Origin of the sequence: Methylobacterium sp. J-092 (assembly GCF_022829325.1) — a bacterium.
Lineage (GTDB): Bacteria > Pseudomonadota > Alphaproteobacteria > Rhizobiales > Beijerinckiaceae > Methylobacterium.
Genome location: NZ_JAKSXU010000196.1, coordinates 64,257 through 88,928, shown reverse-complemented (window position 1 = coordinate 88,928; position 24,672 = coordinate 64,257). Strand labels below are relative to the sequence as shown.

Sequence of the window (24,672 nt, the reverse complement as noted above, 5' to 3'; positions counted from 1 at the left end):
CGGCGCCGGCGCCACACATCAATGGGGAGAGCCACCCGCGTCGGAGGTCGCTGCGTTGCAATCGCAGGGCTGCAAGATTACTGAGCGCTGCGGCCTTGGCGCAACGATCGTGCCTCGGATGCGTCCTCATCCCGCGTCGTCCGGTGCGTTCACCGGGTCGGCGCCGCGTCTTCGGCCACACGGCATCGTGAGACGACCGCGTCTCGATCAGGTCCGATCCTGCCTCGATGCGACCGGGTGGATGTGGCGAAGGTCTCGCGCCGTCGACGGGTCCCGCGGGAACCGTCCCGGCAGCATACAAGATGTGAGAGTCGTGCGGCCTCGAAGGGCAGCCGCTCCAGGCAGGTAGGGTACTCGTGATCGAACGTCTCGTCGCGTTTTCCGTCCGACATCGCTGGGTCGTGATCGCTCTGGTGGCCCTGGTCACCGCCGCCAGCACCGGCATCGCGGCGCATCTGTTCCGCATCAACACCGATGTCGAGCGGCTGATCGATCCGAAGGAGCCCTGGCGCCAGGACGAGATCAACTACGAGAAGGCGTTCCCGCAGCGCACGAACACGGTCGTCGCGGTGATCGACGGCAAGACGCCGGAGCAGGCGGAAGAGGCCGCGAGCGCCTTCGCCAAGGCGATCGCCGTCCACAAGAACCTGATCGAGACGGTCTACCGGCCCGACGGCGGCCCCTTCTTCGAGAAGAACGGCCTGCTGCTGCTGCCGCAGGCGGAACTGGAGAAAACCACCGAGCAGCTGGTGCAGCAGCAGGGCCTGCTTGGGCCGCTCGCCTCCGATCCGAGCCTGCGCGGCGTGATGCGGGTGCTGGCGCTCGGCGCCCGCGGCATCAAGAGCGGCGACGCCAAGATCGAGGATCTCGACAAGCCGATGGGCGAGATCGACCGGACGTTGCAGACGGTGCTCGACGGCAAGCCGGCGCGGATGTCCTGGCAGCTCCTGCTGTCGGGCGGCGAGAGCAAGACCACCGACCTGCGCAAGTTCGTGCTGATCCAGCCGGTGCTCGATTTCAACGCGCTGCAGCCGGGCTACACCGCGACGAAGCTGATCCGGAACGTCGCCAAGGAGCTGAACATCGATCCCGAGCACGGGCTCGAGATGCGTCTCACCGGCCCGGTCGCGGTCGCCGACGACGAGTTCGCGACGCTGTCCGACGACGCGCTGCTGAATAACCTCGTCACCGTCGGCGCCATCGTCCTGTTCCTCTGGCTCGCCCTGCGCTCGGCGCCGCTGGTCGTATCGGTGCTGATCACCACCTTCTCCGGCCTGATCGTCACGGCGGCGCTCGGGCTGCTGATGGTGGGCGAGCTCAACCCGATCTCGGTAGCCTTCGCGGCTCTGTTCGTCGGCCTCGGCATCGATTTCGGCATTCAGTTCTCGGTGCGCTACCGCGCCGACCGCTACGAGCAGCCGACGCTCGAGGACGCGATCCGCGCCGCCGCGCGCGGGGTCGGCTGGTCGCTGACCCTGGCGGCGGTGTCGCTGATTGCCGGCTTCTTCGCCTTCCTGCCGACCGCGTTCCGCGGCGTGTCCGAGCTCGGCCTGATCGCCGGCGTCGGTATGGTCGTCGCCTACCTGTTCGCGATCACCCTCCTCCCGGCGCTGATCGCCGTGTTCCGGCCGAAGGGCGAGAAGGCCGCCGTCGAGACCACGTGGCTCGCAGGCGTCGATCCGTGGATCATCCGCAATCGCAAGCCGGTGCTGATCGTCGTCGGCCTCGTCACGCTGGCCGGCGCCCCGCTGCTGTGGAAGCTGCCCTTCGATTCGAACCCGATGCACTTGCGCAGCCCGCACGTGGAATCGATCGCGACCTATCTCGACCTGATCAAGGATCCCGCCACGAGCCCGAACGTCGCCGACGTGCTGGCTCCGAGCGTCGACGCCGTGCCCGAGGTCACGAAGAAGCTCGCCGCGCTGCCGCTGGCCGCCGACATTATGAGCATCGACACCTTCGTGCCGCGCGACCAGGACAAGAAGCTCGCCACCGTCGCCGAGACGGCCGAGCTGCTCGATCCGATCCTCAACCCGACGCGCAAGCCGCCGCCGCCGACCGATGCCGACAACGTCAAGGCCTTGAAGGACACCGCGGCCGCCCTGACCGGCATCGCCGGCGGCAATGCGCCCGGCAGCAAGACCGCCGGCCGTCTCTCCGGCACGCTCGACAAGCTGGCGGCCGCTAAGCCGGCGACGCGCGAGGCCGCCTCGGTCGCCCTCACCACCGATCTCGGCCCGCTGCTCTCGCGGCTGCGGACGGTGCTGCATCCCGAGAAGATCACCCTCGCCAACCTGCCGCCGCAGCTGAAGGCCGAATGGGTCGCCGCCGACGGCCGCGCCCGCATCGAGGTGCATCCGAAGGGCAATTCCAACGACGACGAGGTGCTGCGGCAGTTCGCATCCGAGATCCAGAGCGTCGCGCCGCACGCCACCGGCGCGCCGATCGCCACGACCTCGTCGAGCTACACCATCCTCGGCGCCTTCGTGCAGGCGGCGGTGACCGCCCTGGTGCTGATCTTCATCATCCTCTCGGTGGCGCTGCGGAAGCCTTGGGACGTGGCGATGACGCTCGGGCCGTTGGTGCTCGCCACCTTGTGGACGCTGATGGCGCTGCACGTCGTCGGCATGCCGCTGAACTTCGCCAACATCATCGCCCTGCCGCTGATGCTCGCGGTCGGCGTGGCGTTCCACATCTACTACGTGATCGCCTGGCGGGCCGGCGTCACCGACATGCTGGCCTCCAGCCTGACGCGGGCGATCTTCTTTTCCGCGCTGACCACGGGGACCGCTTTCGGCTCGCTGGTGCTGTCGAGCCATCCCGGCACGGCGAGCATGGGCAAGCTGCTGGCGCTGTCGCTGTTCTTCACGCTCATCGCCGCCTTCTTCGTGGTGCCGGCCTTCCTCGGTCCGCCGCCGGCCAAGCCCGATGCCGATCGCCCCGAGGGGGAAGAGGCCGGCCGGTTGCCCGGCACGGGCCAGGCCGTCCGCCCGGAGCCCGCCGCCGTGAAGTGACGGACGGCAGGCCTTTCTGCTCAAACGCACGGCGTCGTCCCACGGGGACGGCGCCGTTCTCGTTTGGTGGGCAGGCTTTTATCCGCGAGCGACCTCAATCGGCGTGCAGGCTGCGATCAGTGCGCGGGCTTCGCGATGCCGGTCCCGGTCGGCTCGGTCACGTTCGCCTTGGCGGATGCTCCCGCGGCCTTGGAGGCCTGCGGCAGGCTCGTCGCATCGATGACGTCGAAGCGGACGCCGTCCTCGGCCTGCTTCAGCGCGGCATTCGCCTCGTAGTACTTGCCCTGGTCCAGCAGCGTCGCAGCCTGGTCGACATCCGCCGTCGTCTTCGCCAGCGGCACGACGGCCATGATGAAGTTCACGTTCACGCCGGCCAGCTTCAGCTTCTCGGCCGCGCCCTTCCGGTCGCCCTTCTCGAGATTTTTGTTGGCATCGGCCACAGCTGCCGCCTTCTGCGGCGTGGCGACGAAATCCTCGTCGAGCAGCAACTGCCCGTCGACCGGCAGCCACGCGACGGGCTGCTTCATGTCGCCGACGCCGGTGCCCTTGGCCGGCATCGCCTTGGCGGCGGCGGGCGGCTTGAGATCGGCCTCCGCCTTGGTGAACACGCTCTCGTCGGTCTTCGCCTTTGCGAGGACCGCCTGCGCATCGTGGACCAGCGTCTTGGCCTGGGCCGGGTCGGCATCGAAGATCGCGATCCGGGCGAGATGCAGGTCGCGGAAGCCCTTCGCCCCATCGGCCGACAGCTTGCCGACGTCCTTCTGGATCGCGGTTTCGTGGGAGGCGGCGGTCGTCGCGGCTTGGTCGGCGGCGTAGGCGGCGCCCCCGAGGGCGACGGAGGCGGTGAAGACGGTGGCGAGGAGGGTGTAGCGGGTCATGACGACATCTCCGATCCGTCCCATGCGGCGGCGAGGGTCTGTTGCGACGATCGTCTTGTGCCCTGGGGCTGCTGTCGGAACGCGGGCGCCGAAGCCCACGTTGCATGAAATTTTGGTCATCAATCGGACATGCTTCCGAAACGCAAGTCCTGATGAGCTATTTGCGAAGATATACAGTCGTTTGACGGTGTCGTTTCTGAAGCGTTTGAGGCGAAAGCTTCTGCGGGCTCCGTGATGACGTCGTCATCGTCTATTCGGTGCGAAATCCGAAAACCCGCCGCAGACGATCCCCGACCGCGCGACCGCATCCACGGAGGCCCGCGCGACGAGCGCGTCCCGCTCCGCGGCGTAGGCGTAGCCCGGCGCCTCGCCGAGGAAGCCGCCGGCGGTGGCCGGGTGGGTGTAGAGCTCGGTCAGGCCGTCGGGCAGGTGCGCGAGCAGGCCGGCCACGCGGGCGGGCGTCATCGCTCCGGACCAGGCCAGACCCAGGGTTCGATCGGGAATGGTCAGCCCCATCATCCGGGCCCGGACGGCGAGCAGGGTCGCCCAGGGTGCCGTATCGAGGGCCACCCGCGGGGTCGCACCGGGCTCGGCGCGCTTCAGCACCGCCCGCGGCTCGCGCGGCACGCGGATCGAGCGCATCCCGTAACGCGGCCCGATCGACAGCACCGCGCCGGCGATCAACGGATGCACGTGGAAGTGCTTGTGCGCGTTCACGTGATCGAGTGGCAGGCCGGTGATGCGGTAGGCCTCGAACTGCGCGGTGATCTCGGCGGCGAGCTGGCGGCGGGCTGCCGGCTTCAGCGCGAGGTCGAGGCCGAGGCGTTCCATGTCGCGACGCATCAGGCCGGCGTCATCGGTGAGATCCGGCAAGGTGGCGGCCGGCAGCGTCGGCCACGCCTCGACGAGCACCAGGTGCAATCCCACGCGCAGCGACGGCATCCGCTTGGCGCGGGCGACCGCGTCCGCGGCGGCGGGGGCCGAGACCATCAGGCTCCCCGCCGTGAGGATGCCGTCGCGATGGGCCTGCTCGACCGCCTCGTTGACCTCCGGGCTCAGGCCGAAATCGTCGGCGGTGACGACGAGACGCTTCACGAGACACTCCGGTGTACGGGGGCGCGGCTGTTTGCCGGGGGCCTCGGGCCCGGACCCCTGAACGAAGACGGCCGGGCTTTGGGGCCCGGCCGTCTGGATCGGTCATGCGATGGGGCTCATGCGCCCTTATCAGGCGGCCTTGGCGGTGCCCTGACGCTCCTTGAGGAAGCGGTAGAACTCCACGCCCTCGCGCAGGCGGCGCTTCATCATGTCGGGCGAGCGCACCATCTCGGAGACGATCGAGGCGATCTTCGGAGCGCGGAAGTAGAACTTCCGGTAGAACTCCTCCACCGCCGCGAAGATCTCGGCGTGCGACAGGTGCGGGTAGTGCAGCGGCGCGATCTGCACGCCGTTCTCATCCACGAGCTCGGCGTTCTCAACGTCGAGCCAGCCGTTCTCCACCGCCTGCTTGTAGAGGAAGGTGCCGGGGTACGGCGCCGCCAGCGAGGCCTGGATGGTGTGCGGGTTGATGCGCTTGGCGAAGGCGATCGTCTCCTGGATCGTCTCGCGGGTCTCACCCGGCAGGCCGACGATGAAGGTACCGTGGATCGCGATGCCGAGGTCGTGGCAATCCTTGGTGAACTTCTCGGCGACCTCGACGCGCATGCCCTTCTTGATGTTGTTCAGGATCTTCTGGTTGCCGGATTCGTAGCCGACCAGCAGCAGGCGCAGGCCGTTGGCCTTCAGCACCTCGAGGGTCTCGCGCGGAACGTTCGCCTTGGCGTTGCACGACCAGGTGACGCCGAGCTTGCCCAGCTCGCGCGCGATCTCCTCGGCGCGGGGCAGGTTGTCGGTGAAGGTGTCGTCGTCGAAGAAGAACTCCTTCGTCTGCGGGAACTCCTTCAGGCAGTACTTGATCTCCTCGATCACGTGCGCGACCGAGCGGGTGCGATAGGTATGCCCGCCCACCGTCTGCGGCCACAGGCAGAACGTGCAGCGGCTCTTGCAGCCGCGGCCGGAATAGAACGAGATGTAGGGGTGCTTGAGGTACCCGATGAAGTACTTCTCCATCTCGAGATCGCGCTTGTACACGCTCGTGACGAAGGGAAGCTGATCCATGTCGGTCATGATCTCGCGGTCCTCGTTGTGGACCACGACGCCGTCGGCGTTGCGATAGGACAGACCCTTGATCTCCGACATCGGCGTACCGTCGGCGACTTCCTTGACGGTGAAGTCGAACTCGTTGCGGGCGCAGAAGTCGATGCACGGCGCCTGGGCCATCGCGCCGGCGGCGTCCACCGCGACCTTCGCGCCGATCAGGCCGGCGATCAGCTTGGGGTTGGCGGCCTTGAGCGCTTCGACGGTCTTCACGTCCGACTTGAACGACGGCACCGAGGTGTGGAGCACCACCATGTCGAAGTCGTTGGCCTGGGCCACGATCTCGGCCAGCTTGATGTTGTGCGGCGGCGCGTCGATCAGCTTCGAGTTCGGCACCAGGGCGGCCGGCTGGGCGAGCCAGGTCGGGTACCAGAACGACTTGATCTCGCGCTTGGCCTGGTAGCGGGACCCGGCGCCGCCGTCGAAGCCGTCGAAGGTGGGAGCCTGGAGGAAGAGCGTGCGCATGGGGTTCAAGGCCTCAGAGCAGGGCGATCGGATCGAAAGGATGACGGATCGAGGATGGCAAGTTTAAACGACGGGACGGCAAGGTCAGACGGTGGGCGACTCAGCATCCTGGCCGAGATTGCCCTCCGGAATAAGCGTTCCATCCGCAACGACGCGATAATCGTGACCTTTCCATGTCACCGCCCCCGATACGAAGCTCCATGAGAAGTTCGCGAACGAGAGGATGTCGCGGATCGGCAACAGCCAGTACGGATGGGGGCCAATCCCGAAGGCACGCTCCAGCCGCATCGACAGGATGATGCGGCAGGCGAGTGCCAGAGCCGCGACGCCGAGCGCGGTCGCGCCGGCCTCCGGCATCAGCGCGGCGATCAGCGCGATCGGGAAGGCGTGGGTGACGATCGAGCCGGCATAGCCGGCCGGGTCGACGTTGCGGATGGTGCGATTCCAGCGCAGCTCGTGGCTCCACAGGCCCGCGATCGCGGTGTCGACGCAGGTATGCCCGATGGTGAAGTTCGGGATCGCGACCCGGCCGCCGAGCCCGCGCAGCGCCTCGCCGATGGCATAGTCGTCGGCGAGGTCGTCCTTGAAGGTGGCGAACCCGCCGATCTTCGCCAGCGACGCGGCGGTGAAGGCGATGGTCGAGCCGAAGCACGGCTTGGCGAGGCCGAGCGCCGTGCCCATCACGACGTTGGGCAGGAACTGCACGTCGATGGCGAGCGCCGAGAGCTGCGCGAACACGCCCCGGTCGCCGGGAACGCCGTGGTACAGGCAGGTCACCCCGGTCACGCCGGGGGCGGACAGCTCGGCCACGACGCGCTCGAGATAGTCGGGGCGCACCACCATGTCGCTGTCGGCGAGCACCACCACCTCGTGCCGAATCACCTCCGACATGTTGATCAGGTTCGAGACCTTGCGGTTCGAGCCGTGCTGGCGTGCGTCGACGACGAGGTCGATGCTGAGCTGCGGGAAGGCCGCCTCGATGCGCCGCACGACGCCGATCGCCGGGTCGCCGGCGCTCTGCACGCCGAACACGATCTGCACCGGGCCGGCATAGTCCTGGGCGCAGAAGGTCCGCAGGTTCTCGAACAGGTTCGGCTCGAGGCCGCAGAGGGGCTTCAGCACCGTCACCGAGGGCCGCGCCGCATCGTCGGCGAAGGCGGGCGCCACCTTCGCGGAGCACCGCCCGGTGAGGAACGCCGCGGTGAGCGCGTACAGGCAACCCGCGAGCGCGGGGACCAGAAGGATCGGCGAGAGCCAGGTCAGGTCCATGGGAACGTCGCTCGGTCGCAAGGTGCGTGGGATCGATGGGCCGCGGCGTGCGGCACGAAAGCTCTGTGCAGGCCGTTCAAGGCGCCGGTTTGGCGTTCAGCATGCCGTCGGTGCGTTCGCGCAGGAATTTCAGCACCGCGTCGGCGCCGCCGGCCTTGAGCGGCTGGCCGAGGCTCGCCCGCTGACCCGCGACCTCGCTGACGTTGCCGTTGAGCAGGACGTCCTGGATGCGGTTGTCGGAATTCACGACGAAGTCGATCTGCGAATCGTCCCCGTCCGGGGTGGTGACGTGGGTGAGGACGCGCTGGTTCGTGCCGCTCGCCTCGCTCTTGCGCGTCACCTCGAACTTCGCGCCGGCCGCCCGTGCGAGGCGGTTGGCGTAGGTCACGACGAAGTTGCGGCGGAACGCTTCGGTGATCGCGCCCTGCTGCTCGGGCGAGAACTCCGCCCACTTGGCGCCGATCGCCAGGCGGACCATCGCCGGGTAGTCGAAGGACCGCTCCAGGGTCGGGCCGACCGCGTCGATGCGGTCCTTGAGGGTGCCGGCCCCGTTCTTCACGGCGGCGTCGAAGCGGGCGTAGAGCCCGTCGACAACCGCGACCGCCGGGTCGTCGGCGGCGAAGGCCGGAACGGTGCCGGCGACGAGCGTCAGCGCGAGGATCAACCGGCGCATCAGGCGCACTTCTTCAACTCCGGCACCGTAGTGTCCTCGATATGGGCGCTCTGCCCGCGGGGGGGCGCATAGCTGTAGAACGGTCCGAGCGTCGCGGGTGCGGGGACGGCCCCGACCCGGCGAAAGGTGGTCCGGCCCTCCTCCTGCGCGCAGGCCCCGGGCTCGCTCGCCTCGCGGCGCAGGCGGCCCTCCTGCGTGTGCCAGAGCCACAGGCCGGGAACGCCGACGAGGAGGTCGGCCAAGCGCTTGACCAGGGACAGGGCGAGCGCCGCCTCGGCCGGGATGCCGAACAGGGCGCAGAGCGCGATCAGCCCGCCCTCCTGCGCGCCGAGCGCGCCGGGGACCGCGAAGGCGGCGCCGCGCACGGCCTGGGCCAGGCTCTCGATCACGATCGCCTCGGCGAAGCTCACCGAATAGCCCATGAAGTGCAGGCAGACGTAGACCTCGAGCGAGCCGATGACCCAGCCGACGAGGTGCACGCCGATGCCCGAGACGATGCGCAGGGGCGCACCGTAGAGGCGTCGCAGGTTGTCGTAGAGCACGTCGACGGCGCCGAGCGCCTGCCATTCGCGGCCCGAGGCGAAGCGGTCGACGATCCCCTGGATCAGGCGGTGCCCGGCGCGGCGCTGGATCAGGTAGAACGCGCCGATGGCGGGGGCGGCGATGGCGAGGCCGCCGGCGACGGTGCGCACGATCGGCCCGTCGCCCGCGAGCCAGATCAGGAGCCCGAGGCCGGCGACGGTGAAGAGCAGCTGGGTCAGCGCCTGCGTCATCATGTCGACGAACATGCTGGCGCCGGCTAGGCCCCCGGCGATGCCGCGCTTGGCCAGAAGGCGCGCGCCGATGAAGTCGCCGCCCACCGTCGCGACCGGCAGCAGCGTGTTGATGCCCTCGCGCACGAAGCGCAGGTTGATGCAGGCGGCCAAGCTCGGGCGGCCGGCGACGGGGAAGATCACGAACCAGCCGAGGCCGGCCCAGGCGACGGCGACCGCGCGCGCGGCGACCACCGCCAGCGCGCCCCAGCCGGCACTCACCACCGCCGCCGCCACATCCTCGAGACCGGAAGACAGGAACAGGCCGACGACCGTGCAGAGGCCGGCGATCAAGGCCAGGGTCGTCAGACGCTTCATGATCCTCTTTCAAGCTCGGGGGTGGCTTGATGCTGGATTCTCGCCGCGATTTCGACCGAAAAAGACCGCTGCGGACGAGGAGTAAGGCTCAAGTTGCAGCAACGATCGGCAATGTCTATCACCCGATAGACACAGTGCGGACCAAAGCGGCATCAGGGGTTTCGCCCCGAGCAGACCGCCCGCGCAGCGTATCACGAAGGGATCACCATGGACCGCGACGCTTCCCACTCGGCTGGAGAGGCCGTGCTCGACGACGCCCGTACCGACGGCTTCGTCCGCGGCGACCCGGGCGTGCCGGCGCCGCACTCGCCGGTGATGGCCTGGAACGAGTGGGACCCGCTGGAGGAGGTGATCGTCGGCTCGCTCGACGGCGCCACGATCCCGACGCACCACCTGACCGTGATCTTCAACCTGCCGCGCGCCGCGCAGCCGTTCTACCGTTTCGCCTCGGGCTTCCGGTATCCGGCCTTCATGAAGAAGCTCGCGCAGAAGGAGCTCGACAATTTCATCGGCATCCTCGCCGGCGAGGGCGTGAAGATCCGCCGCCCGGACAGCATCGACTTCTCGAAGAAGTACCGCGCCCCGCGCTGGTCGTCCCGCGGCTTCTGCGTCGCCTGCCCGCGCGACCCGTACCTGGTGATCGGCGACGAGATCATCGAGAGCCCGATGTGCTGGCGCTCGCGCTACTTCGAGGGCGACGCCTACCGCTCGCTGTTCAAGGAGTATTTCCGCAACGGCGCGCGCTGGACCTCGGCGCCGCGGCCGCAGCTGACGGACGAGCTCTACAACTACGATTATCGCGTGCCGAACCTGAAGGCCGGCGAGCCGATGCAGTTCACGGTCAACGAGTTCGAGCCGGTCTTCGACGCCGCCGACTTCGTCCGCTGCGGCCGCGACATCTTCGTCACCCGCTCGAACGTCACCAACCTGATGGGCATCGAGTGGCTGCGGCGCCACCTCGGGTCCGGCTTCCGCGTCCACGAGATCGAGAGCCGCTGCCCGCAGCCGATGCACATCGATTCGTCGTTCATGCCGCTCGCGCCCGGCAAGGTGCTGGTCAACCCGGACTACATCGACGTCGAGAAGCTGCCGGCGGTGCTGAAGAAGTGGGACGTGCTGGTCGCCCCGCGTCCCGACCCGGTCGAGGGCTTCATGAGCAAGATCTCGATGTGCTCGCCCTGGACCTCGATCAACGTGCTCGCCATCGACGAGAAGAAGATCGTCGTCGACCAGAGCCAGCCGACGCTGATCAAGGCGCTCAAGGATTGGGGCTTCGATCCGATCCCGGCGCCGTTCCTGAGCTACGGCCCGTTCGGCGGCTCGTTCCACTGCGCGACGCTCGACGTGCGCCGTCGCGGAACGCTGAAGTCGTACTTCTAGGATTTCACTGATCGTCCGCCGCATGATCCCCTCCCCCTCTGCGGGGGAGGGTGGGCCTCGCGTCAGCGACAGTCGGGAGAGGGGAGCGGCCTCTCCGGAAGCGTTGCCCCCTCACCCGACCCGCTTCGCGGGCCACCCTCCCCCGCAGAGGGGGGAGGGAAACCGGCCTCAGCGCGAGAACTTCTTGTACTTGATCTTCTTCGGCATCAGCGAGTCGGCGCCGAGGCGGCGCATCTTGTCGGCCTCGTAGTCGGAGAAGTTGCCCTCGAACCACTCGACGTGGCTGTCGCCCTCGAAGGCGAGGATGTGGGTCGCGATCCGGTTCAGGAACCAGCGATCGTGGCTGATGATCACGGCGCAGCCGGCATAATCCTCCAGCGCGTCCTCGAGCGCCCGCAGCGTCTCCATGTCGAGATCGTTGGTCGGCTCGTCGAGGAGGAGCACGTTGGCGCCACCCTTCAGCGTGCGCGCGAGGTGCACGCGGTTGCGCTCGCCGCCCGACAGCGTGCCGACCTTCTTCTGCTGGTCGCCGCCCTTGAAGGCGAAGGCCGCGCAGTAGGCCCGCGAATTGATCTCGCGCTTGTTGAAATAGATGATGTCGTTGCCGCCCGAGACTTCCTGCCAGACCGTGGCGTTGGGATCGAGCGCGTCGCGCGACTGGTCGACGTAGCCGAGATGCACGGTCTCGCCGACCGAGATCGCGCCGCCGTCGGGCTTCTCCTGGCCGGTGATCATCTTGAACAGCGTCGTCTTGCCGGCGCCGTTCGGGCCGATGACGCCGACGATGCCGCCCGGCGGCAGCTTGAACGACAGGTCCTCGATCAGCAGCCGGTCGCCGAAGGCCTTGTTGAGGTGGTCGAACTCGATGACGTTGTTGCCGAGCCGCTCGTCGATCGGGATCACGATCTGGGCCGCGGCATCGACCTTGTTGTTCTGCTTGGCGACCAGCTCCTCGTAGCGCGTGATGCGCGCCTTCGACTTGGACTGGCGCGCCTTCGGCGAGGCGGCGATCCACTCCTGCTCGCGGGCGATCGAGCGCTGGCGGGCCATGTCCTCGCGGCCCTCCTGCTGCAGGCGCTTCTGCTTCTGCACCAGCCAGGCCGAGTAGTTGCCCTCGTACGGGATGCCCTTGCTGCGATCGAGCTCGAGGATCCAGCTGGTGACGTTGTCGAGGAAGTAGCGATCGTGGGTCACGATCAGGATCGCACCGGGATAGTTCTTCAGGTGGCCTTCGAGCCAGTTCACCGTCTCGGCGTCGAGGTGGTTGGTCGGCTCATCGAGCAGCAGCAGCTCCGGCTCCCACAGCAGCAGCCGGCACAGCGCGACGCGGCGGCGCTCGCCGCCCGACAGCGTGGCGACCGGCTGCTCGTCGCTCGGGCAGCCCAAGGCCTCCATGGCCTGGTCGACCTTGGATTCGAGCTCCCACAGGTTCTTCGATTCGATCTCGTCCTGGAGGCGGGTCATCTCGTCCGCCGTCTCGTCGGAGTAGTTCATCGCGAGCTCGTTGTAGCGGTCGAGCAGCGCCTGCTTCTCGGCGACGCCCTCCATCACGTTCTCGCGGACCGACTTCGTCGGATCGAGCTGCGGCTCCTGCGGCAGGTAGCCGACGCGGGCGCCCTGGGCGACGAAGCCCTCGCCGGTCCACTCGGTGTCGATGCCGGCCATGATCTTCAGCAGGGTCGACTTGCCCGAGCCGTTGATGCCCAGCACGCCGATCTTGGCGTCGGGGTAGAAGGACAGGTTGACGTTGTCCAACACCTTCTTCCCGCCGGTGTAGGTCTTGGTCAGGCCTTTCATGTGGTAGATGAATTCGCGGGCCATCGCAGGCATCCTATCAGGTTCGGCGGGGCCGGCGCGGGAGCGCGCCCGGCCCGATGACGGGTACAGGGCCGCACGGGCAGGCACGCGCCATGCCCGCGGCGAACCCTGCGCGGTACGGTTCTGCGGAGCGTGCGCGTCGCACCCTTCCCCGCAATCCCTGGAGATGATCCCGCTCGCGTATCAGGACGGCCGGTGCCGGGCAAGGATCGGGGCGTGGTGGCCGCTGTGGGACTCGAACCCACACGGGCGAAGCCCGAGGCATTTTAAGTGCCTTCCGTCTACCAATTTCGGCAAGCGGCCCCTCGATGTGCCGAAGCGGTAGCCGCCGGCGTCGGCGAGATCAAGCGTTCGGCGTCCAGCCGTAGAGCCAGGCGTAGCGCGCGCGCATGCCGTCGGGCCCGAGGCGGCGCATCACCGCGTCGCGCACGAAGGCGGTGAGGCCGCCGGCATGGTAGGTCCGGCCGTTGCCGCGGGCGGCGCGCTGCACCCGGCGGACGCGGCGCCGGCGCGCCTTGGTGTAGGCCGCGAGCGCGTCCGCGACCGGATGCTCGGCGAGGCACCGCGTCAGGATCGAGCAGTCCTCGATCGCCAGCGCCGCCCCCTGCGCCAGGAACGGCAGCACCGGGTGGGCGGCATCGCCCAGCAGCGCGACCCGGCCGCGCGCGATCGGCCGCGCCACCGGGCGGTCGGCGAGCGACCAGACCAGCCAGGAATCCGGCACGGTCAGCAGCTCGAGCAGCTCCGGCGCGCAGGTGCGGAAATGCGCGCGCAGCACCGCCGGATCCCCGAGCCGGCCCCAATCCTCGTCGCCCTGCCGCTCGGGCACGATCGCCACGACGTTGAGGTCGCGGCCGGCATGGATCGGGTAGTGGACCACGTGCCGGCCGCGCCCGAGCCACAGACCGGTCGCCTCGCCGGCCAGCGCCTCGGGCACGGCCTCGCGCGGCACGATCGCCCGCCACGCCGCCATCCCGGCGGTCGCGAGCGGGCGTGGGTCGAGGTGCCCGCGGATGCGCGAGCGCAGGCCGTCCGCCCCGATTACCAGGTCGGCCGAGAGGCTGTCGTTGCGGGTGCCGTTGCAGCTTTCGAGGGCGAGGGTGACGGCGTCCTCGGTCTCGGTGAGGCCCATGACGGCACGGCCCATCATCAGGCGGATGCCGGGGCGGGAGCGCACCGCGTCGAGGAGCAGGGTCTGAAGGTCGGCCCGGTGGATGACGTAGTACGGCGCGCCGAACTGCTCGCGGGCCTTGGCGCCCAGCGCCACCGCCCCGATCCGCCGGCCCGAATCGAGGGCGCGGACGGTCACGCCCGGCGGCTCGGAGCCGGCGCGCCGGAGCGCCGCCGCGAGCCCGAGATCGGCGAGCACGCGGCTCGCGTTCGGCGAGAGCTGGAGGCCGGCGCCGACCTCGCTGAAGCCGGTGCGGCGCTCGACCACCGTCACCGCATGGCCGGCGGCGTTCAGCGCCAGCGCCGCGGTCAGGCCGCCGATCCCGCCTCCGACGATGGCGACGGTCAGCGGCGGCTGAGGGTCTCGGGGCATGACCCTATTCGGCCGCCGCCTTCTGATCGTGCCAGACGCATGCCGCCGGGTCGGCATGGCCGGCCTTCAGGTCGGCGCGGTGGCGATATAGCGTCGAGCAGTACTGGCAGATGATCTCGTTGTCGGCGCCCATGTCGAGGAACACGTGCGGATGATCGAACGGCGGCAATGCGCCGATGCACATGAACTCCCGCGAGCCGACATGGATGACCGCGACGCCGAGCTCGTTGTGGAAGTGCGGTACCGCCCTGTCAGCCATCGCGCCGTCCTGTGCCTTGGGACCCCTCGCACCGGGTCGCCCGAGCCCCGCTTATGCCGCCGTGCGTTCGTCCGGCGCAAGCCTGGGGGCGAACGCCGGTCACTTGGCGCCTCGGCGGCCACGCCGTACATAAGCGTTCGAAGACCGACCCGGCGCGGACAAGCCCCTCGATGACCCAGCAAGACCAAGCGACGCGGCGCGTGCCCCAGGCACCGATCCACGGGCCGGAGGGGTTCGCGGGCATGCGCCGTGCCGGACGCCTGACGGCGGAAGGCCTCGACGTGCTGATGGAGGCGACGCAGCCGGGCGTGACCACCGAGGCGCTCGATAAGCTCGCCTACGAGTTCGCGATGGATCACGGCGCCTACCCGGCCTCGCTGCTCTACCGCGGCTATCCGAAGTCGATCTGCACCTCGATCAACCACGTGGTCTGCCACGGCATCCCCAACGACAAGCCGCTGCGCGAGGGCGACATCGTCAACCTCGACATGTGCCTGATCCTCGACGGATGGCACGGCGATTCGAGCCGGATGGCCTTCGTCGGCGAGGTGCCGCGCAAGGCGGCGCGCCTGTGCGAGATCACCTACGAGGCGCTGATGCGGGGCGTCGCCGCGGTGAAGCCCGGCGGATCGACCAACGACATCGGCCGCGCGATCCAGTACTACGCCGAGGGCGAGCGCTGCTCGGTGGTGCGCGACTTCTGCGGCCACGGCCTCGGCCGGAGCTACCACGATGCGCCGACGATCCTGCACTACGTCGAGGCGAGCTACGACGTGCCGCTGCGGCCGGGGCAGTTCTTCACCATCGAGCCGATGATCAACCTCGGCCGGCCGGCGGTGAAGGTGCTCTCCGACGGCTGGACCGCGGTGACGCGCGACCGCTCGCTGTCGGCGCAGTTCGAGCACACGGTGGCCGTCACCGAGACCGGCGTCGAGATCTTCACGGTCTCGCCGAAGGGGCTGCACCAGCCCGGCAACCCGGGCGCTTGAGCTCGTGACGGGCCCGGGCGACGCGGCCGAGGACGGATTGTTCGCCGAGCGGCCGGCCGTCGCGCCGAAGCCCGAGGAGCCGCCGCACTATCTCGGCCACCGCGATCGCCTGCGCGAGCGCTTCGCCAAGCAGGGTGCCGACGCCCTGCCCGACTACGAGATGCTCGAGCTTGCCCTGTTCCGCGCGATCCCGCGGCGGGACGTGAAGCCGCTGGCCAAGGCGCTGATCCGCCGCTTCGGCAGCTTCGCCGAGGTGCTGAGCGCCGATCCGGCCCGGCTCGCCGAGGTCGAGGGCGTCAGCGCCGGCGTGGTCGCCGACCTCAAGTTGATGGAGGCGGCGGGCCGCCGGCTGGCGCGCGGCGCGATCGCCCAGCGCGCGCTGCTCTCCTCCTGGGCCGAGCTCATCGAGTACCTGCGCGCCACCATGGCCTTCGCCACCCGCGAGGAGTTCCGGGTGCTGTTCCTCGACAAGCGCAACCACCTCATCGCCGACGAGATCCAGGGGCGCGGGACCGTCGACCACACGCCGGTCTACCCGCGCGAGGTGGCGCGGCGGTCGCTGGAGCTCTCGGCCACCGCGATCATCCTGGCGCACAACCACCCGTCCGGCGATCCGGCGCCCTCGGCCGCCGACGTGACGATGACGCGCGAAGTGATCGCCGTGCTCAGCCCGCTGAAGATCGTGGTGCACGACCACGTCATCCTCGGCCGGTCAGGCCATGCCAGCCTAAAAGGCCTGCGCCTCATCTGACGCGTGTTTGGAACGAGCCCCGAACGAGGCCGTAATCCCTTTGCGTGGCGCGCCTCTTGCCTCTAGCGTGACGGATCTGGGAGAGACTGAATGGCGGCCGTGGCCTTCGACGAGATGACCGCCTTCGCAGGCGCCGCAACGAGTCCCGACGACGTCCGCGAGGCCTACGGTCAGCTGAAGAACTGGCTCGACACGACGCCGGCCGACCACTTCAACACCCGCCGCAGCCAGGCCGAGCTGCTCTTCCGGCGCATTGGCATCACCTTCGCGGTCTACGGCGACAACGAATCGACCGAGCGGCTGATCCCGTTCGACATCATCCCGCGGGTGATCACCAAGCCGGAATGGGGCTTCCTGGAGCGCGGGCTCAAGCAGCGCGTCACCGCGATCAACATGTTCCTGAAGGACATCTACGGCGCGCAGGAATGCATCAAGGCCGGCATCATCCCGGCCGACCTCGTCTACAAGAACGCGCATTACCGCATGGAGATGCGGTCGTTCCGGGTGCCGCACGACCTCTACGTGCACATCGCGGGGATCGACATCGTCCGCACCGGCGAGAACGACTTTTTCGTGCTCGAGGACAACGCCCGCATCCCGTCCGGCGTGTCGTACATGCTCGAGAATCGCGAGGTGATGCTGCGGCTGTTCCCGGACCTGTTCTCCCGCCACCGCGTCGCGCCGGTCGAGAACTATCCGGACGCGCTGCTGGCGACGCTCCGCAGCCTCGCGCCGGCGACGGCGACCCGCGACCCGACCGTCGTGCTGCTGACGCCCGGGCGCTACAACTCGGCGTTCTACGAGCACTCGTTCCTGGCCGACAAGCTCGGCGTCGAGCTGGTCGAGGCGGGCGACCTCTTCACCAAGGACGACGTGGTCTACATGCGGACCACCGAAGGCCCGCGCCGGGTCGACGTGATCTACCGCCGCCTCGACGACGACTTCCTCGATCCGCTGGTGTTCCGGCCGGATTCGATGCTCGGCGTGCCGGGCATCATGAACGCCTACGAGCGCGGCAGCGTGACGCTCGCCAACGCGGTCGGCACCGGCATCGCCGACGACAAGGCGGTCTACAGCTACATGCCGGAGATCGTGAAGTTCTTCACCGGCGAGGAGCCGATCCTGCACAACGTGCCGACCTATCGCTGCCGCGAGAAGGAGGCCTTCTCCTACGTGATGGACAACCTATCCGAGCTGGTGGTCAAGGAGGTCAACGGCTCGGGCGGCTACGGCATGCTCGTCGGGCCGCACGCGACCAAGCGCGAGATCGAGGAATTCGCCAAGCGCCTGCGCCACGCCCCGGACGGCTTCATCGCCCAGCCGACGCTGTCGCTCTCCACCTGCCCGACCTTCGTCGCCTCCGGGGTGGCCCCGCGCCACGTCGACCTGCGCCCCTTCGTGCTGTGCGGCGCCGACGAGATCCGCATCGTGCCGGGCGGTCTCACCCGCGTGGCGCTGAAGGAAGGATCTTTGGTGGTGAATTCCAGCCAAGGGGGCGGTACGAAGGACACCTGGGTTCTCGACGCGTGATGGCGTGACGCCTGCTTTCACCGAGAACCGCCCAGCGGTGGACGCCCCCGGGCCGAAGCCGAAGAGACCCCAGCGAAACAGCCATGCTCTCCAGGACTGCCGACAACCTCTACTGGCTCTCGCGCTACGTCGAACGGGCGGAGTTCGTCGCCCGCATCCTCGATGCGGCGCATCGCCTGGCCTCGCTGCCGACGAGCTACGGCGGGGGCGAGACCAACGAGTGGGCCTCGGCCCTCGCCTCGGCCGGCGATCCGGAGGTGTTCAAGCCGCACTACGACGGCGTGAATGCCGCGACGGTGTGCGACTTCCTCGCCTTCAGCCCGCACAACCCGTCCTCGATCCGCTCCTGCATCGAGAGCGCCCGCGAGAACGCGCGCAGCGTGCGCACCGCGCTCACCACCGAGATGTGGGACACGATCAACGGCGCCTGGCTCGAGCTGCGGTCCTACGAGAAGAAGGACCTCGACCGCGACGCGTTCACGCGCTTCCTCGATTGGGTGAAGGGCATCTCGCTGACCTTCGACGGCTCGGCCTACCGGACGATGCTGCGCAACGACACCTACTGGTTCACGCGTCTCGGCACCGCGATCGAGCGGGCCGACAACACCGCCCGCATCCTCGACGTGAAGTACAAGATCCTGCTGCCGGACACCGAGAAGATCGGCGGCAGCCTCGACTACTTCCAGTGGACGACGATCCTGCGCGAAGTCTCGGCCTTCAACGCCTATCACTGGGTGTATCGCGAGAGCGTCAAGCCGTTGCTGGTCGCCGACCTCCTGATCCTCAACCGGCAGATGCCGCGCTCCTTCGCCAACTGCTACGGCGTCCTCGTCGAGCATCTCGACCTGATCGCCGACGCCTACGGACGCCGCGGCGCCAGCCAGCGCCTGGCGAGCAACCTGCTCGCACGGCTGGAAAGCGAGGATATCGACCGGGTCTTCGCGTCCGGCCTGCATGAGTTCGTGATCGCTTTCATCGGCGAGAACAACAAGGTCGGCGCCGCCATCGCCGAGCAGTATCTCGGCTGAGGCTTAAGCCGCAGCGGAATACGCGCAGTTCCGCTTCCGCGGTTGCGCGCTCCGTCGGAACGTCGTGTAAAACGTGTGACTCCGGGCGCCGCGGCGTCCATCGCGGGCGCCGTGTCGCCGAGACCGGCGGAGCCAGGACGGGCAGAATCGACGCATGCGCATTCGCGTGGTCCACGAGACCATCTACAGCTACGAGCAACCGGCACGCGGGCTGATCCAGGTCCTGCGGATGACGCCGCGCGACCATGACGGGCAGTACGTCCGGCGCTGGCGGATCGAGCCTTCGGTCGACGGACGGCTCACCGAGCGTGAGGACGGCTACGGCAACGTCGTCCACTGGTTCACGCCGGACCAGGCCTCCGACGCGCTGGTGATTCGCGTCACCGGCGAGGTCGACACCCACGAGACCCACGGCATCGTCCGCGGCGCCGTCGAGCGCCTGCCCGAGACGTTCTACCTGCGCGACACCGACCTCGTGCTGCCGAGCCCGGAGATCCAGGCGCTGTCCGACGCAGTCGCCGGCGCCGGAGACCCGGCCGCCCTCCCCTTCCTGCACCGGCTGATGGCCGCGGTGCACGCGCACATGGCCTACACGCCAGGCCCCGCGAGCGCCGCCGTGCCCTCGCCGAAGGCCTTCGAGGCCGGGGCCGGCGTATGCCAGGACTTCGCCCACGTCTTCATCGCCGCCGCCCGCCACCGGGCGATCCCGGCGCGCTACGTCTCCGGCTACCACCGCCCGGAGGGGAGCGACGCCGAGCAGGAGACGCCGCACGGCTGGGCCGAGGCGCTGGTGCCGGATCTCGGCTGGGTCGGCTTCGATCCGACCACCGGTGACGCCACCACGGAAGCCTATATCCGCGTCGCATCCGGGCTCGACTACCTCGGGGCTGCCCCGATTCGCGGCAGTCGCACCGGCGGCGGCACCGAAACGCTGGACGTGAAGCTCCGGGTGGAGCAAGCCCAGGCGGCACCGCAATCCTGACGCTCCGCGCCTCTTCGAAAAGCCTGATCCCATGACTTACTGCGTCGGCGTCCTCGTCGAGGAAGGCCTGGTGATGATCGCCGACACCCGCACCAATGCGGGGCTCGACGACATCTCGACCTATCGCAAGCTCCATCACTTCAATGTGCCGGGCGAGCGGGTGATGATGCTGGCCTCGGCCGGCAACCTGTCGGTGACGCAATCGGTCCTGAGCCTGCTCTCCGAGGGCGTGCCCGGCGACAACGGCGAGGCCAAGCTGAAGCTCGTCGAGACGACGACGATGTTCGAGGCGGCCCAGCTCGTCGGCCGCGCGATCCGCCACGTGCGCGCGATCGAGAAGGCGGGCTTCGAGGCGGCGAGCCTGCGCTTCTCGGTCTCGCTGCTGTTCGGCGGCCAGATCGGCAGCGAGCCGATGCGGCTGTTCCTGATCTACTCGGCCGGCAACTTCATCGAGTGCAGCACCGATGCACCGTTCCTGCAGATCGGCGAGCACAAGTACGGCAAGCCGATCCTCGACCGGGCGGTGAAGTTCGAGACCGAGCTCTACGATGCGCTCAAGGTCGGACTTGTCTCGATGGATTCGACCATGCGCTCGAATCTCGGCGTCGGCCTGCCGATCGACATCGCGCTGGCGCGCCGCAACGCCCTCGACCTCGAGGTGAATCATCGGATCGAGGCCGGCGAGGGCTACTTCCACGACCTGCGCGAGCGCTGGTCGGCGGCGCTCCGCGCCGCGCATCGGGCGATCCCGCGCCCGCCCTACGGGCCTGCCGCCGCGAAGTAGTTTCTCACGCCGGACATCCTCCAACCGTGAGCTTCACCCTGAGGTGCCGCAGCGAAGCGGAGGCCTCGAAGGAGCCCTGCAGCGCGCGCGCGATTTTTGGAGCCCCCCTTCGAGGTCGCCGACGCGGCACCTCGGGATGAGATCGAGATTGGAGACGAGGCTGAATTGGCGAGCGTCGAATTCTGATCCTGCGTAAGGCTCACGGTGGCCCGTCCGAGGCCGCTTCCCAGGCGCCCAACAGCGCCCGAGCTTCGGCGGAAGGGTCGTCGACCTGCATCAGGCCGCCCATCACGGCCACGCCCGCCGCGCCCGCTCGGCGACACGCGGCGGCGGTGGCGACGTCGATGCCACCCAGCGCGACGACCGGGATTCCGATCCGCGCGGCCGTTGCGATCGCGCCGAGGCCGAGGGCGGGACCGTAGCCGGGCTTGCTCGCCGTGGCGAAGATCGGGCTCAGGGTCGCGTAATCTGCGCCTTCCGCCGCCTCGACGTCGCGCAGGCCGTGCGCCGAGACGCCGACGAGCGCCGAGGTGCCGAGGCGGCGCCTGGCATCGGCGATGGCGGCACGATCCGCGCCGCCGCCGAGATGGACGCTCGCGCCGAGGGCCGCGGCAAGCTCGAGATCGCCGCCGACCGAGAGCACGCCGCCGGCCTCGCGGACGCGTTCCGCGATGCGCTCCGCCAGCACCCGGCGCTCGGGCGGTGGCAGATCCCTGTCGCGAAACCAGACCCACCGGCACCCGCCGTCGAGCGCGGCGGCGATGGTCTCCCCTAGGGGGCGGGGCCCGTGCCGGTCGGTCACCGCAAGGAGCGGCGACGGCAGGCTACGAGCCGACAAGGCCGAGCTGCGGGCTCGACGGCTCGGCCCGGCCGCGGCGCGGGATTCGGCCGGCGCGGTGGGCATCGCGGCCCGCCTGCACGGCGTTGCGCATCGCGCGCGCCATGCGGACGGGATCGTCGGCCTTCGCCACCGCGGTGTTGATCAGGCAGGCGTCGGCGCCCAGCTCCATCGCGATCACCGCGTCGGAGGCCGTGCCGATGCCAGCATCCACGATCACCGGTACGCTCATGCGGCGGCAGATCAGCTCGAGGTTGGCCGGATTGGCGATGCCCATGCCGGAGCCGATTAGCGAGCCCATCGGCATCACCGCGGCGCAGCCGATGTCGGCGAGCCGCTGGCAGACGATCGGGTCGTCGTTGCAGTAGGGCAGCACGACGAAGCCGTCGTCGACGAGGTGGCGGCAGGCCTCGATCAGCTCGGCGACGTCCGGGTACAGGGTCTCGCGGTCGCCGATCACCTCGACCTTGATCCAGTTGGTGTCGAGCGCCTCGCGGGCCAGCTCGGCGGTCATGATCGCGTCGCGGGCGGTCTCGCAGCCGGCGGTGTTCGGCAGGAAGCGGCGTCCTTTCAGGATCTTCACGGTGTCCGAGCCGTGGCCCTGCAGCGAGACCCGGCGGATCGAGGCGGTGGCGACCTCGGCCCCGGAGGCCGCGACCGCATCGCGCATGATCACCTGCGTCGGGTAGCCCGCGGTGCCGATGAACAGCCGCGAGCCCAGCGTGACGCCGGCGATGACGAACGGGTCGTCGGCCTCCGGTCGGAGGGGTGTGAACGTGTCGACCATCTTCTAGCCTCCCTGCATGGCGCGTACGATCTCGATGCGGTCGCCCTCGGAGATCGGTGTGGTGTCCCAGTCGCGGCGGCGGACGACGCGGCCGTTGAGCGCGATGGCGACGCCCTGCGGATCGGTGCTGCCGGTCTCCTCCGCCGCCTGCGCGAACAGGGCGGCGACGTCGGCGGCCTCGATCTCGCGAGCCTGTCCGTTCACCGTCAGCTTCATGCCGACGCCCTCAGCTCGGCGCCCGGCGCGAACCGCGCCAGCGAGAAGTCCTGCGCGACCGCCGGCATCGCGCCCGTCGTGACGAGGGCGGCGATCGCGTCGGCGGTCACCGGGGCGAGCAGGTAGCCGTTGCGATGGTGGCCGGTGGCGACCACCAGGCCGGGGGCGATCTCACCGAGGATCGGCGCGTCGTCGTCCGAGGTCGGGCGGAACCCGCTCCAGACGGCCTCGACCTCCATCTCCTCGATGCCGGGCAGCACCCGGCGCGCGCCTTCGAGCAGGGCATAGAGCCCGCCGGCGGTGACGCCGGGGCGGAAGCCGCAATCCTCGACCGTCGCGCCGACGACGATGTGGCCGTCGCTCTTCGGCGCCATGTGGACCTGCTCGGTCCAGACCATGTGGGAGAGCGTGCCGGTGCGGGCCGTGGTCTTCAGCGCCAGCGACTGTCCCTTCAGCGGGCGCACGGGCAGGGCGAGGCTTTGCGGCAGCAGGCCGCCCTCGCCGCTCCAGGCGCCGGCGGCGAGCACCACGGTCTCGGCCACGACCACGCCGTCGGCGGTGCGCAGGCCCGCGACGCGGCCGCCCGTGCGTTCGAGGGCGACGACCGGGCTGTTCTCGACGAGCGCCACGCCGGCGGCACGGCACGCCTCGACGAGCGCCGCCATCACCCGGCTCGGGTCGACCTGATGATCGAGCGGGCAGAGCACGCCCGCGGTGACCGAGGGGCGGAGGGCCGGCTCGCGGCGACGCACGTCGGCACCCGCGATCCACTCGGCGGCGACGCCCGAGCGGCGCTGCAGGTCGAAGCGGAAGCGCAGGCGCTCGACCTCGTCGCGCCCGATGGCCAGCACCAGCGTCCCGTCCTCGCGGTAGTCGATGTCGAGGCCGGACGCCGCTTCGAGCTCGGCGCGAAACCCCGGCCAGCGCCGGAGCGAATCAAGCGCCAGCGGCAGCAGCGGGTCGGAGCCGGGCTCGTGCTCGGCCGCCGGCGCCAGCATGCCCGTGGCGGCGAGGCTCGCGCCGGAGCCGATGGTCTCCCGCTCGACCACGACGACGGACCGCCCGGCCTGCGCCAGCCGCCAGGCGATCGACAGTCCGATCAGGCCGCCGCCGACGATCGCGACGTCGGCACGCGCCGGCAGCGGGACGGTTGGCCGGGCGCTGCCGCTCGTCCGGCGCGTCCCGATCGGTGATGCTGCGTGACGACCCGAATGACGACCCAAGTGATCCTCCGCGTGCTGTCGCAGAGACCGGGCCTGACGCTTCATCTGAGAAGCTGGGGCACCCCGTCGTCGAAGACGGCGCCCACGGTCCAATCCCTACGCCGGTGTGAACCGGATCAGGTTCGAAGGATTTCCGCGCCGCGGGCCCTCACGAGCCTGCCAGCGGTTTCTCAGCCCCTTGCCGGGGATCTCCCTGGAACACCGCAGATGTGGTCCCGCCGGCCGCCTCGGTCAACCCCGCGGGCCGATCCCCTCCTGCGGATGCGCGCGATTCGTCGTCGCGCCGAGACGGACCGGAAACCCTGTCGGCAGATGGCCGCGCGGTTCCGTCCGGCGGCGGGCACGCCGCCACGCATCGTTCACCGGCGTCGTGCTCGTCTATGCGTCCTCGATCGGCGGGGGCGAAGGTAGGCGATGCGGACGATCCTGATGCTCTGCCTCGCGGCCGGCCTCGTCGCGGGGGTGCTCGGCGGCATCGGCAACCGCCTGACCAGCCGCAAGGCCGCGGCGCCGCCCGTGCCGACGGTGCAACTGGTTGCGTCCGCGCCGACGGCGATCGCGCTCGGTGCCGACCGCAACGGCCACTTCCTCGCCGACGCGCTGGTCGACGGGCGATCGCTGCGCATGATGGTCGACACCGGGGCCACGACGTGCAGCTTCGCGGAAGAGGATGCCGCCCGCCTCGGCATCGTCGTCGGGCCGCGGGACTTCACGCGCCCGGTGATGACCGCCAACGGGACGATCCGCGTCGCGCCGGTGCGGATCGGCACGATCCGGATCGGGCCCGTCACCGTGCGCGACGTCGAGGCCGTGATCGTCCCGAGCGGACGCCTCGGCACGAACCTCCTCGGCATGTCGTTCCTGAAGCGCGTGCGCGACTTCAGCATCGCCGGCGGGACGATGACGCTGCGGGGCTGAGGCC

22 protein-coding genes, 1 tRNA gene and 1 riboswitch are annotated in these 24,672 nt (G+C 69.5%); of the genes, 9 read left to right on the top strand and 14 right to left on the bottom strand.

The window, feature by feature from the left end; genetic code table 11:
* Positions 1-356 precede the first annotated feature (356 nt).
* Entirely contained in the window at positions 357-3,014 is a 2,658-nt protein-coding gene (locus MKK60_RS23465) for an MMPL family transporter (protein ID WP_243988773.1), read from the top strand.
* Positions 3,015-3,130: 116 nt separating this feature from the next.
* On the opposite strand, the gene MKK60_RS23460 is transcribed toward MKK60_RS23465, so the two are convergent.
* The 6 genes from MKK60_RS23460 to MKK60_RS23435 form a co-directional block, all read right to left on the bottom strand.
* Positions 3,131-3,892, bottom strand: a complete 762-nt coding sequence (locus MKK60_RS23460; RefSeq protein WP_243988772.1) for a YfdX family protein — start codon at positions 3,890-3,892, stop codon at positions 3,131-3,133.
* 243 nt (positions 3,893-4,135) lie between these two features.
* On the bottom strand, positions 4,136-4,987 hold the full coding sequence (hpnK, locus tag MKK60_RS23455) for a hopanoid biosynthesis-associated protein HpnK (RefSeq protein WP_243988771.1): 852 nt from the start codon (positions 4,985-4,987) through the stop codon (positions 4,136-4,138).
* A gap of 129 nt (positions 4,988-5,116) precedes the next feature.
* Positions 5,117-6,550: a hopanoid biosynthesis associated radical SAM protein HpnJ gene (gene hpnJ, locus MKK60_RS23450; protein ID WP_147725743.1), complete on the bottom strand. Its 1,434-nt coding sequence runs from the start codon at positions 6,548-6,550 to the stop codon at positions 5,117-5,119.
* 84 nt (positions 6,551-6,634) lie between these two features.
* Complete coding sequence (hpnI, locus tag MKK60_RS23445; protein ID WP_243988770.1) at positions 6,635-7,819, bottom strand: bacteriohopanetetrol glucosamine biosynthesis glycosyltransferase HpnI; 1,185 nt, start codon at positions 7,817-7,819, stop codon at positions 6,635-6,637.
* A gap of 76 nt (positions 7,820-7,895) precedes the next feature.
* Complete coding sequence (locus MKK60_RS23440) at positions 7,896-8,501, bottom strand: phospholipid-binding protein MlaC (protein ID WP_409567447.1); 606 nt, start codon at positions 8,499-8,501, stop codon at positions 7,896-7,898.
* On the bottom strand, positions 8,492-9,622 hold the full coding sequence (locus tag MKK60_RS23435; RefSeq protein WP_243988768.1) for a flippase-like domain-containing protein: 1,131 nt from the start codon (positions 9,620-9,622) through the stop codon (positions 8,492-8,494). Before MKK60_RS23435 ends, MKK60_RS23440 begins: the two co-directional genes overlap by 10 nt.
* A 207-nt stretch (positions 9,623-9,829) precedes the next feature.
* Here MKK60_RS23435 and MKK60_RS23430 point away from each other — a divergent pair, with 207 nt between their 5' ends.
* Positions 9,830-11,002, top strand: a complete 1,173-nt coding sequence (locus MKK60_RS23430; RefSeq protein WP_147842102.1) for an amidinotransferase — start codon at positions 9,830-9,832, stop codon at positions 11,000-11,002.
* Positions 11,003-11,170: 168 nt separating this feature from the next.
* On the opposite strand, the gene ettA is transcribed toward MKK60_RS23430, so the two are convergent.
* From ettA to MKK60_RS23410, 4 genes are all read right to left on the bottom strand, one after another.
* Positions 11,171-12,823 carry an energy-dependent translational throttle protein EttA gene (gene ettA, locus MKK60_RS23425; RefSeq protein ID WP_147728950.1) on the bottom strand — a complete coding sequence of 551 codons (1,653 nt, stop codon included), beginning with the start codon at positions 12,821-12,823 and terminating at the stop codon, positions 11,171-11,173.
* Between the two features lie 214 nt (positions 12,824-13,037).
* Positions 13,038-13,123: transfer RNA gene (locus MKK60_RS23420), tRNA-Leu, on the bottom strand.
* A gap of 40 nt (positions 13,124-13,163) precedes the next feature.
* Positions 13,164-14,363 carry an FAD-dependent monooxygenase gene (locus tag MKK60_RS23415; protein ID WP_243988767.1) on the bottom strand — a complete coding sequence of 400 codons (1,200 nt, stop codon included), beginning with the start codon at positions 14,361-14,363 and terminating at the stop codon, positions 13,164-13,166.
* Positions 14,364-14,367: 4 nt separating this feature from the next.
* Positions 14,368-14,622, bottom strand: coding sequence for a zinc-finger domain-containing protein (locus MKK60_RS23410; protein ID WP_147726292.1), 255 nt, complete (start codon positions 14,620-14,622; stop codon positions 14,368-14,370).
* A 170-nt stretch (positions 14,623-14,792) separates the two neighbouring features.
* On the opposite strand from MKK60_RS23410, the gene map reads away from it, so the two are divergent.
* The 6 genes from map to MKK60_RS23380 all read left to right on the top strand — a co-directional run bounded on the left by map (position 14,793) and on the right by MKK60_RS23380 (position 20,686).
* A complete protein-coding gene (map, locus tag MKK60_RS23405) occupies positions 14,793-15,611 on the top strand; it encodes a type I methionyl aminopeptidase (protein WP_243988766.1) in 819 nt (272 codons plus the stop codon).
* A gap of 4 nt (positions 15,612-15,615) precedes the next feature.
* Positions 15,616-16,362 (top strand): RadC family protein, encoded by a 747-nt coding sequence (gene radC / locus MKK60_RS23400; protein ID WP_409567446.1) that lies wholly within the window; start codon positions 15,616-15,618, stop codon positions 16,360-16,362.
* A gap of 90 nt (positions 16,363-16,452) precedes the next feature.
* Positions 16,453-17,892, top strand: coding sequence for a circularly permuted type 2 ATP-grasp protein (locus tag MKK60_RS23395; protein ID WP_147726289.1), 1,440 nt, complete (start codon positions 16,453-16,455; stop codon positions 17,890-17,892).
* An 83-nt stretch (positions 17,893-17,975) separates the two neighbouring features.
* Positions 17,976-18,920 (top strand): alpha-E domain-containing protein, encoded by a 945-nt coding sequence (locus tag MKK60_RS23390; RefSeq protein ID WP_243988765.1) that lies wholly within the window; start codon positions 17,976-17,978, stop codon positions 18,918-18,920.
* Positions 18,921-19,074: 154 nt separating this feature from the next.
* Positions 19,075-19,902: a transglutaminase domain-containing protein gene (locus MKK60_RS23385; RefSeq protein WP_147842143.1), complete on the top strand. Its 828-nt coding sequence runs from the start codon at positions 19,075-19,077 to the stop codon at positions 19,900-19,902.
* Between the two features lie 31 nt (positions 19,903-19,933).
* Positions 19,934-20,686 carry a peptidase gene (locus MKK60_RS23380; RefSeq protein ID WP_147726286.1) on the top strand — a complete coding sequence of 251 codons (753 nt, stop codon included), beginning with the start codon at positions 19,934-19,936 and terminating at the stop codon, positions 20,684-20,686.
* A 199-nt stretch (positions 20,687-20,885) separates the two neighbouring features.
* Here MKK60_RS23380 and MKK60_RS23375 read toward each other — a convergent pair whose 3' ends face one another.
* The 4 genes from MKK60_RS23375 to thiO are packed head-to-tail and all read right to left on the bottom strand — an operon-like array spanning position 20,886 to position 23,750.
* Positions 20,886-21,488 carry a thiamine phosphate synthase gene (locus MKK60_RS23375; protein WP_243988764.1) on the bottom strand — a complete coding sequence of 201 codons (603 nt, stop codon included), beginning with the start codon at positions 21,486-21,488 and terminating at the stop codon, positions 20,886-20,888.
* A gap of 22 nt (positions 21,489-21,510) precedes the next feature.
* A complete protein-coding gene (locus MKK60_RS23370) occupies positions 21,511-22,311 on the bottom strand; it encodes a thiazole synthase (RefSeq protein WP_243988763.1) in 801 nt (266 codons plus the stop codon).
* Between the two features lie 3 nt (positions 22,312-22,314).
* A complete protein-coding gene (gene thiS / locus MKK60_RS23365) occupies positions 22,315-22,527 on the bottom strand; it encodes a sulfur carrier protein ThiS (RefSeq protein WP_147842140.1) in 213 nt (70 codons plus the stop codon).
* Positions 22,524-23,750: a glycine oxidase ThiO gene (thiO, locus tag MKK60_RS23360; protein WP_279604229.1), complete on the bottom strand. Its 1,227-nt coding sequence runs from the start codon at positions 23,748-23,750 to the stop codon at positions 22,524-22,526. The genes thiS and thiO overlap by 4 nt, the downstream gene beginning before the upstream one ends.
* A gap of 75 nt (positions 23,751-23,825) precedes the next feature.
* A riboswitch (TPP riboswitch) is annotated at positions 23,826-23,954 on the bottom strand.
* A 210-nt stretch (positions 23,955-24,164) separates the two neighbouring features.
* On the opposite strand from thiO, the gene MKK60_RS23355 reads away from it, so the two are divergent.
* Positions 24,165-24,668, top strand: a complete 504-nt coding sequence (locus MKK60_RS23355; protein WP_243934744.1) for a TIGR02281 family clan AA aspartic protease — start codon at positions 24,165-24,167, stop codon at positions 24,666-24,668.
* Positions 24,669-24,672 lie beyond the last annotated feature (4 nt).

Excerpts from the sequence above, each read along its gene's own strand:
- MKK60_RS23460 (WP_243988772.1), bottom strand. The coding sequence starts at position 3,892 with ATGACCCGCTACACCCTCCTCGCCACCGTCTTCACCGCCTCCGTCGCC.
- hpnJ (WP_147725743.1), bottom strand. The coding sequence starts at position 6,550 with ATGCGCACGCTCTTCCTCCAGGCTCCCACCTTCGACGGCTTCGACGGC.
- hpnI (WP_243988770.1), bottom strand. The coding sequence starts at position 7,819 with ATGGACCTGACCTGGCTCTCGCCGATCCTTCTGGTCCCCGCGCTCGCG.
- MKK60_RS23435 (WP_243988768.1), bottom strand. The coding sequence starts at position 9,622 with ATGAAGCGTCTGACGACCCTGGCCTTGATCGCCGGCCTCTGCACGGTC.
- MKK60_RS23430 (WP_147842102.1), top strand. The coding sequence starts at position 9,830 with ATGGACCGCGACGCTTCCCACTCGGCTGGAGAGGCCGTGCTCGACGAC.
- ettA (WP_147728950.1), bottom strand. The coding sequence starts at position 12,823 with ATGGCCCGCGAATTCATCTACCACATGAAAGGCCTGACCAAGACCTAC.
- MKK60_RS23415 (WP_243988767.1), bottom strand. The coding sequence starts at position 14,363 with ATGCCCCGAGACCCTCAGCCGCCGCTGACCGTCGCCATCGTCGGAGGC.
- MKK60_RS23410 (WP_147726292.1), bottom strand. The coding sequence starts at position 14,622 with ATGGCTGACAGGGCGGTACCGCACTTCCACAACGAGCTCGGCGTCGCG.
- map (WP_243988766.1), top strand. The coding sequence starts at position 14,793 with ATGACCCAGCAAGACCAAGCGACGCGGCGCGTGCCCCAGGCACCGATC.
- MKK60_RS23395 (WP_147726289.1), top strand. The coding sequence starts at position 16,453 with ATGGCGGCCGTGGCCTTCGACGAGATGACCGCCTTCGCAGGCGCCGCA.
- MKK60_RS23390 (WP_243988765.1), top strand. The coding sequence starts at position 17,976 with ATGCTCTCCAGGACTGCCGACAACCTCTACTGGCTCTCGCGCTACGTC.
- MKK60_RS23385 (WP_147842143.1), top strand. The coding sequence starts at position 19,075 with ATGCGCATTCGCGTGGTCCACGAGACCATCTACAGCTACGAGCAACCG.
- MKK60_RS23380 (WP_147726286.1), top strand. The coding sequence starts at position 19,934 with ATGACTTACTGCGTCGGCGTCCTCGTCGAGGAAGGCCTGGTGATGATC.
- MKK60_RS23370 (WP_243988763.1), bottom strand. The coding sequence starts at position 22,311 with ATGGTCGACACGTTCACACCCCTCCGACCGGAGGCCGACGACCCGTTC.
- thiS (WP_147842140.1), bottom strand. The coding sequence starts at position 22,527 with ATGAAGCTGACGGTGAACGGACAGGCTCGCGAGATCGAGGCCGCCGAC.
- MKK60_RS23355 (WP_243934744.1), top strand. The coding sequence starts at position 24,165 with ATGCGGACGATCCTGATGCTCTGCCTCGCGGCCGGCCTCGTCGCGGGG.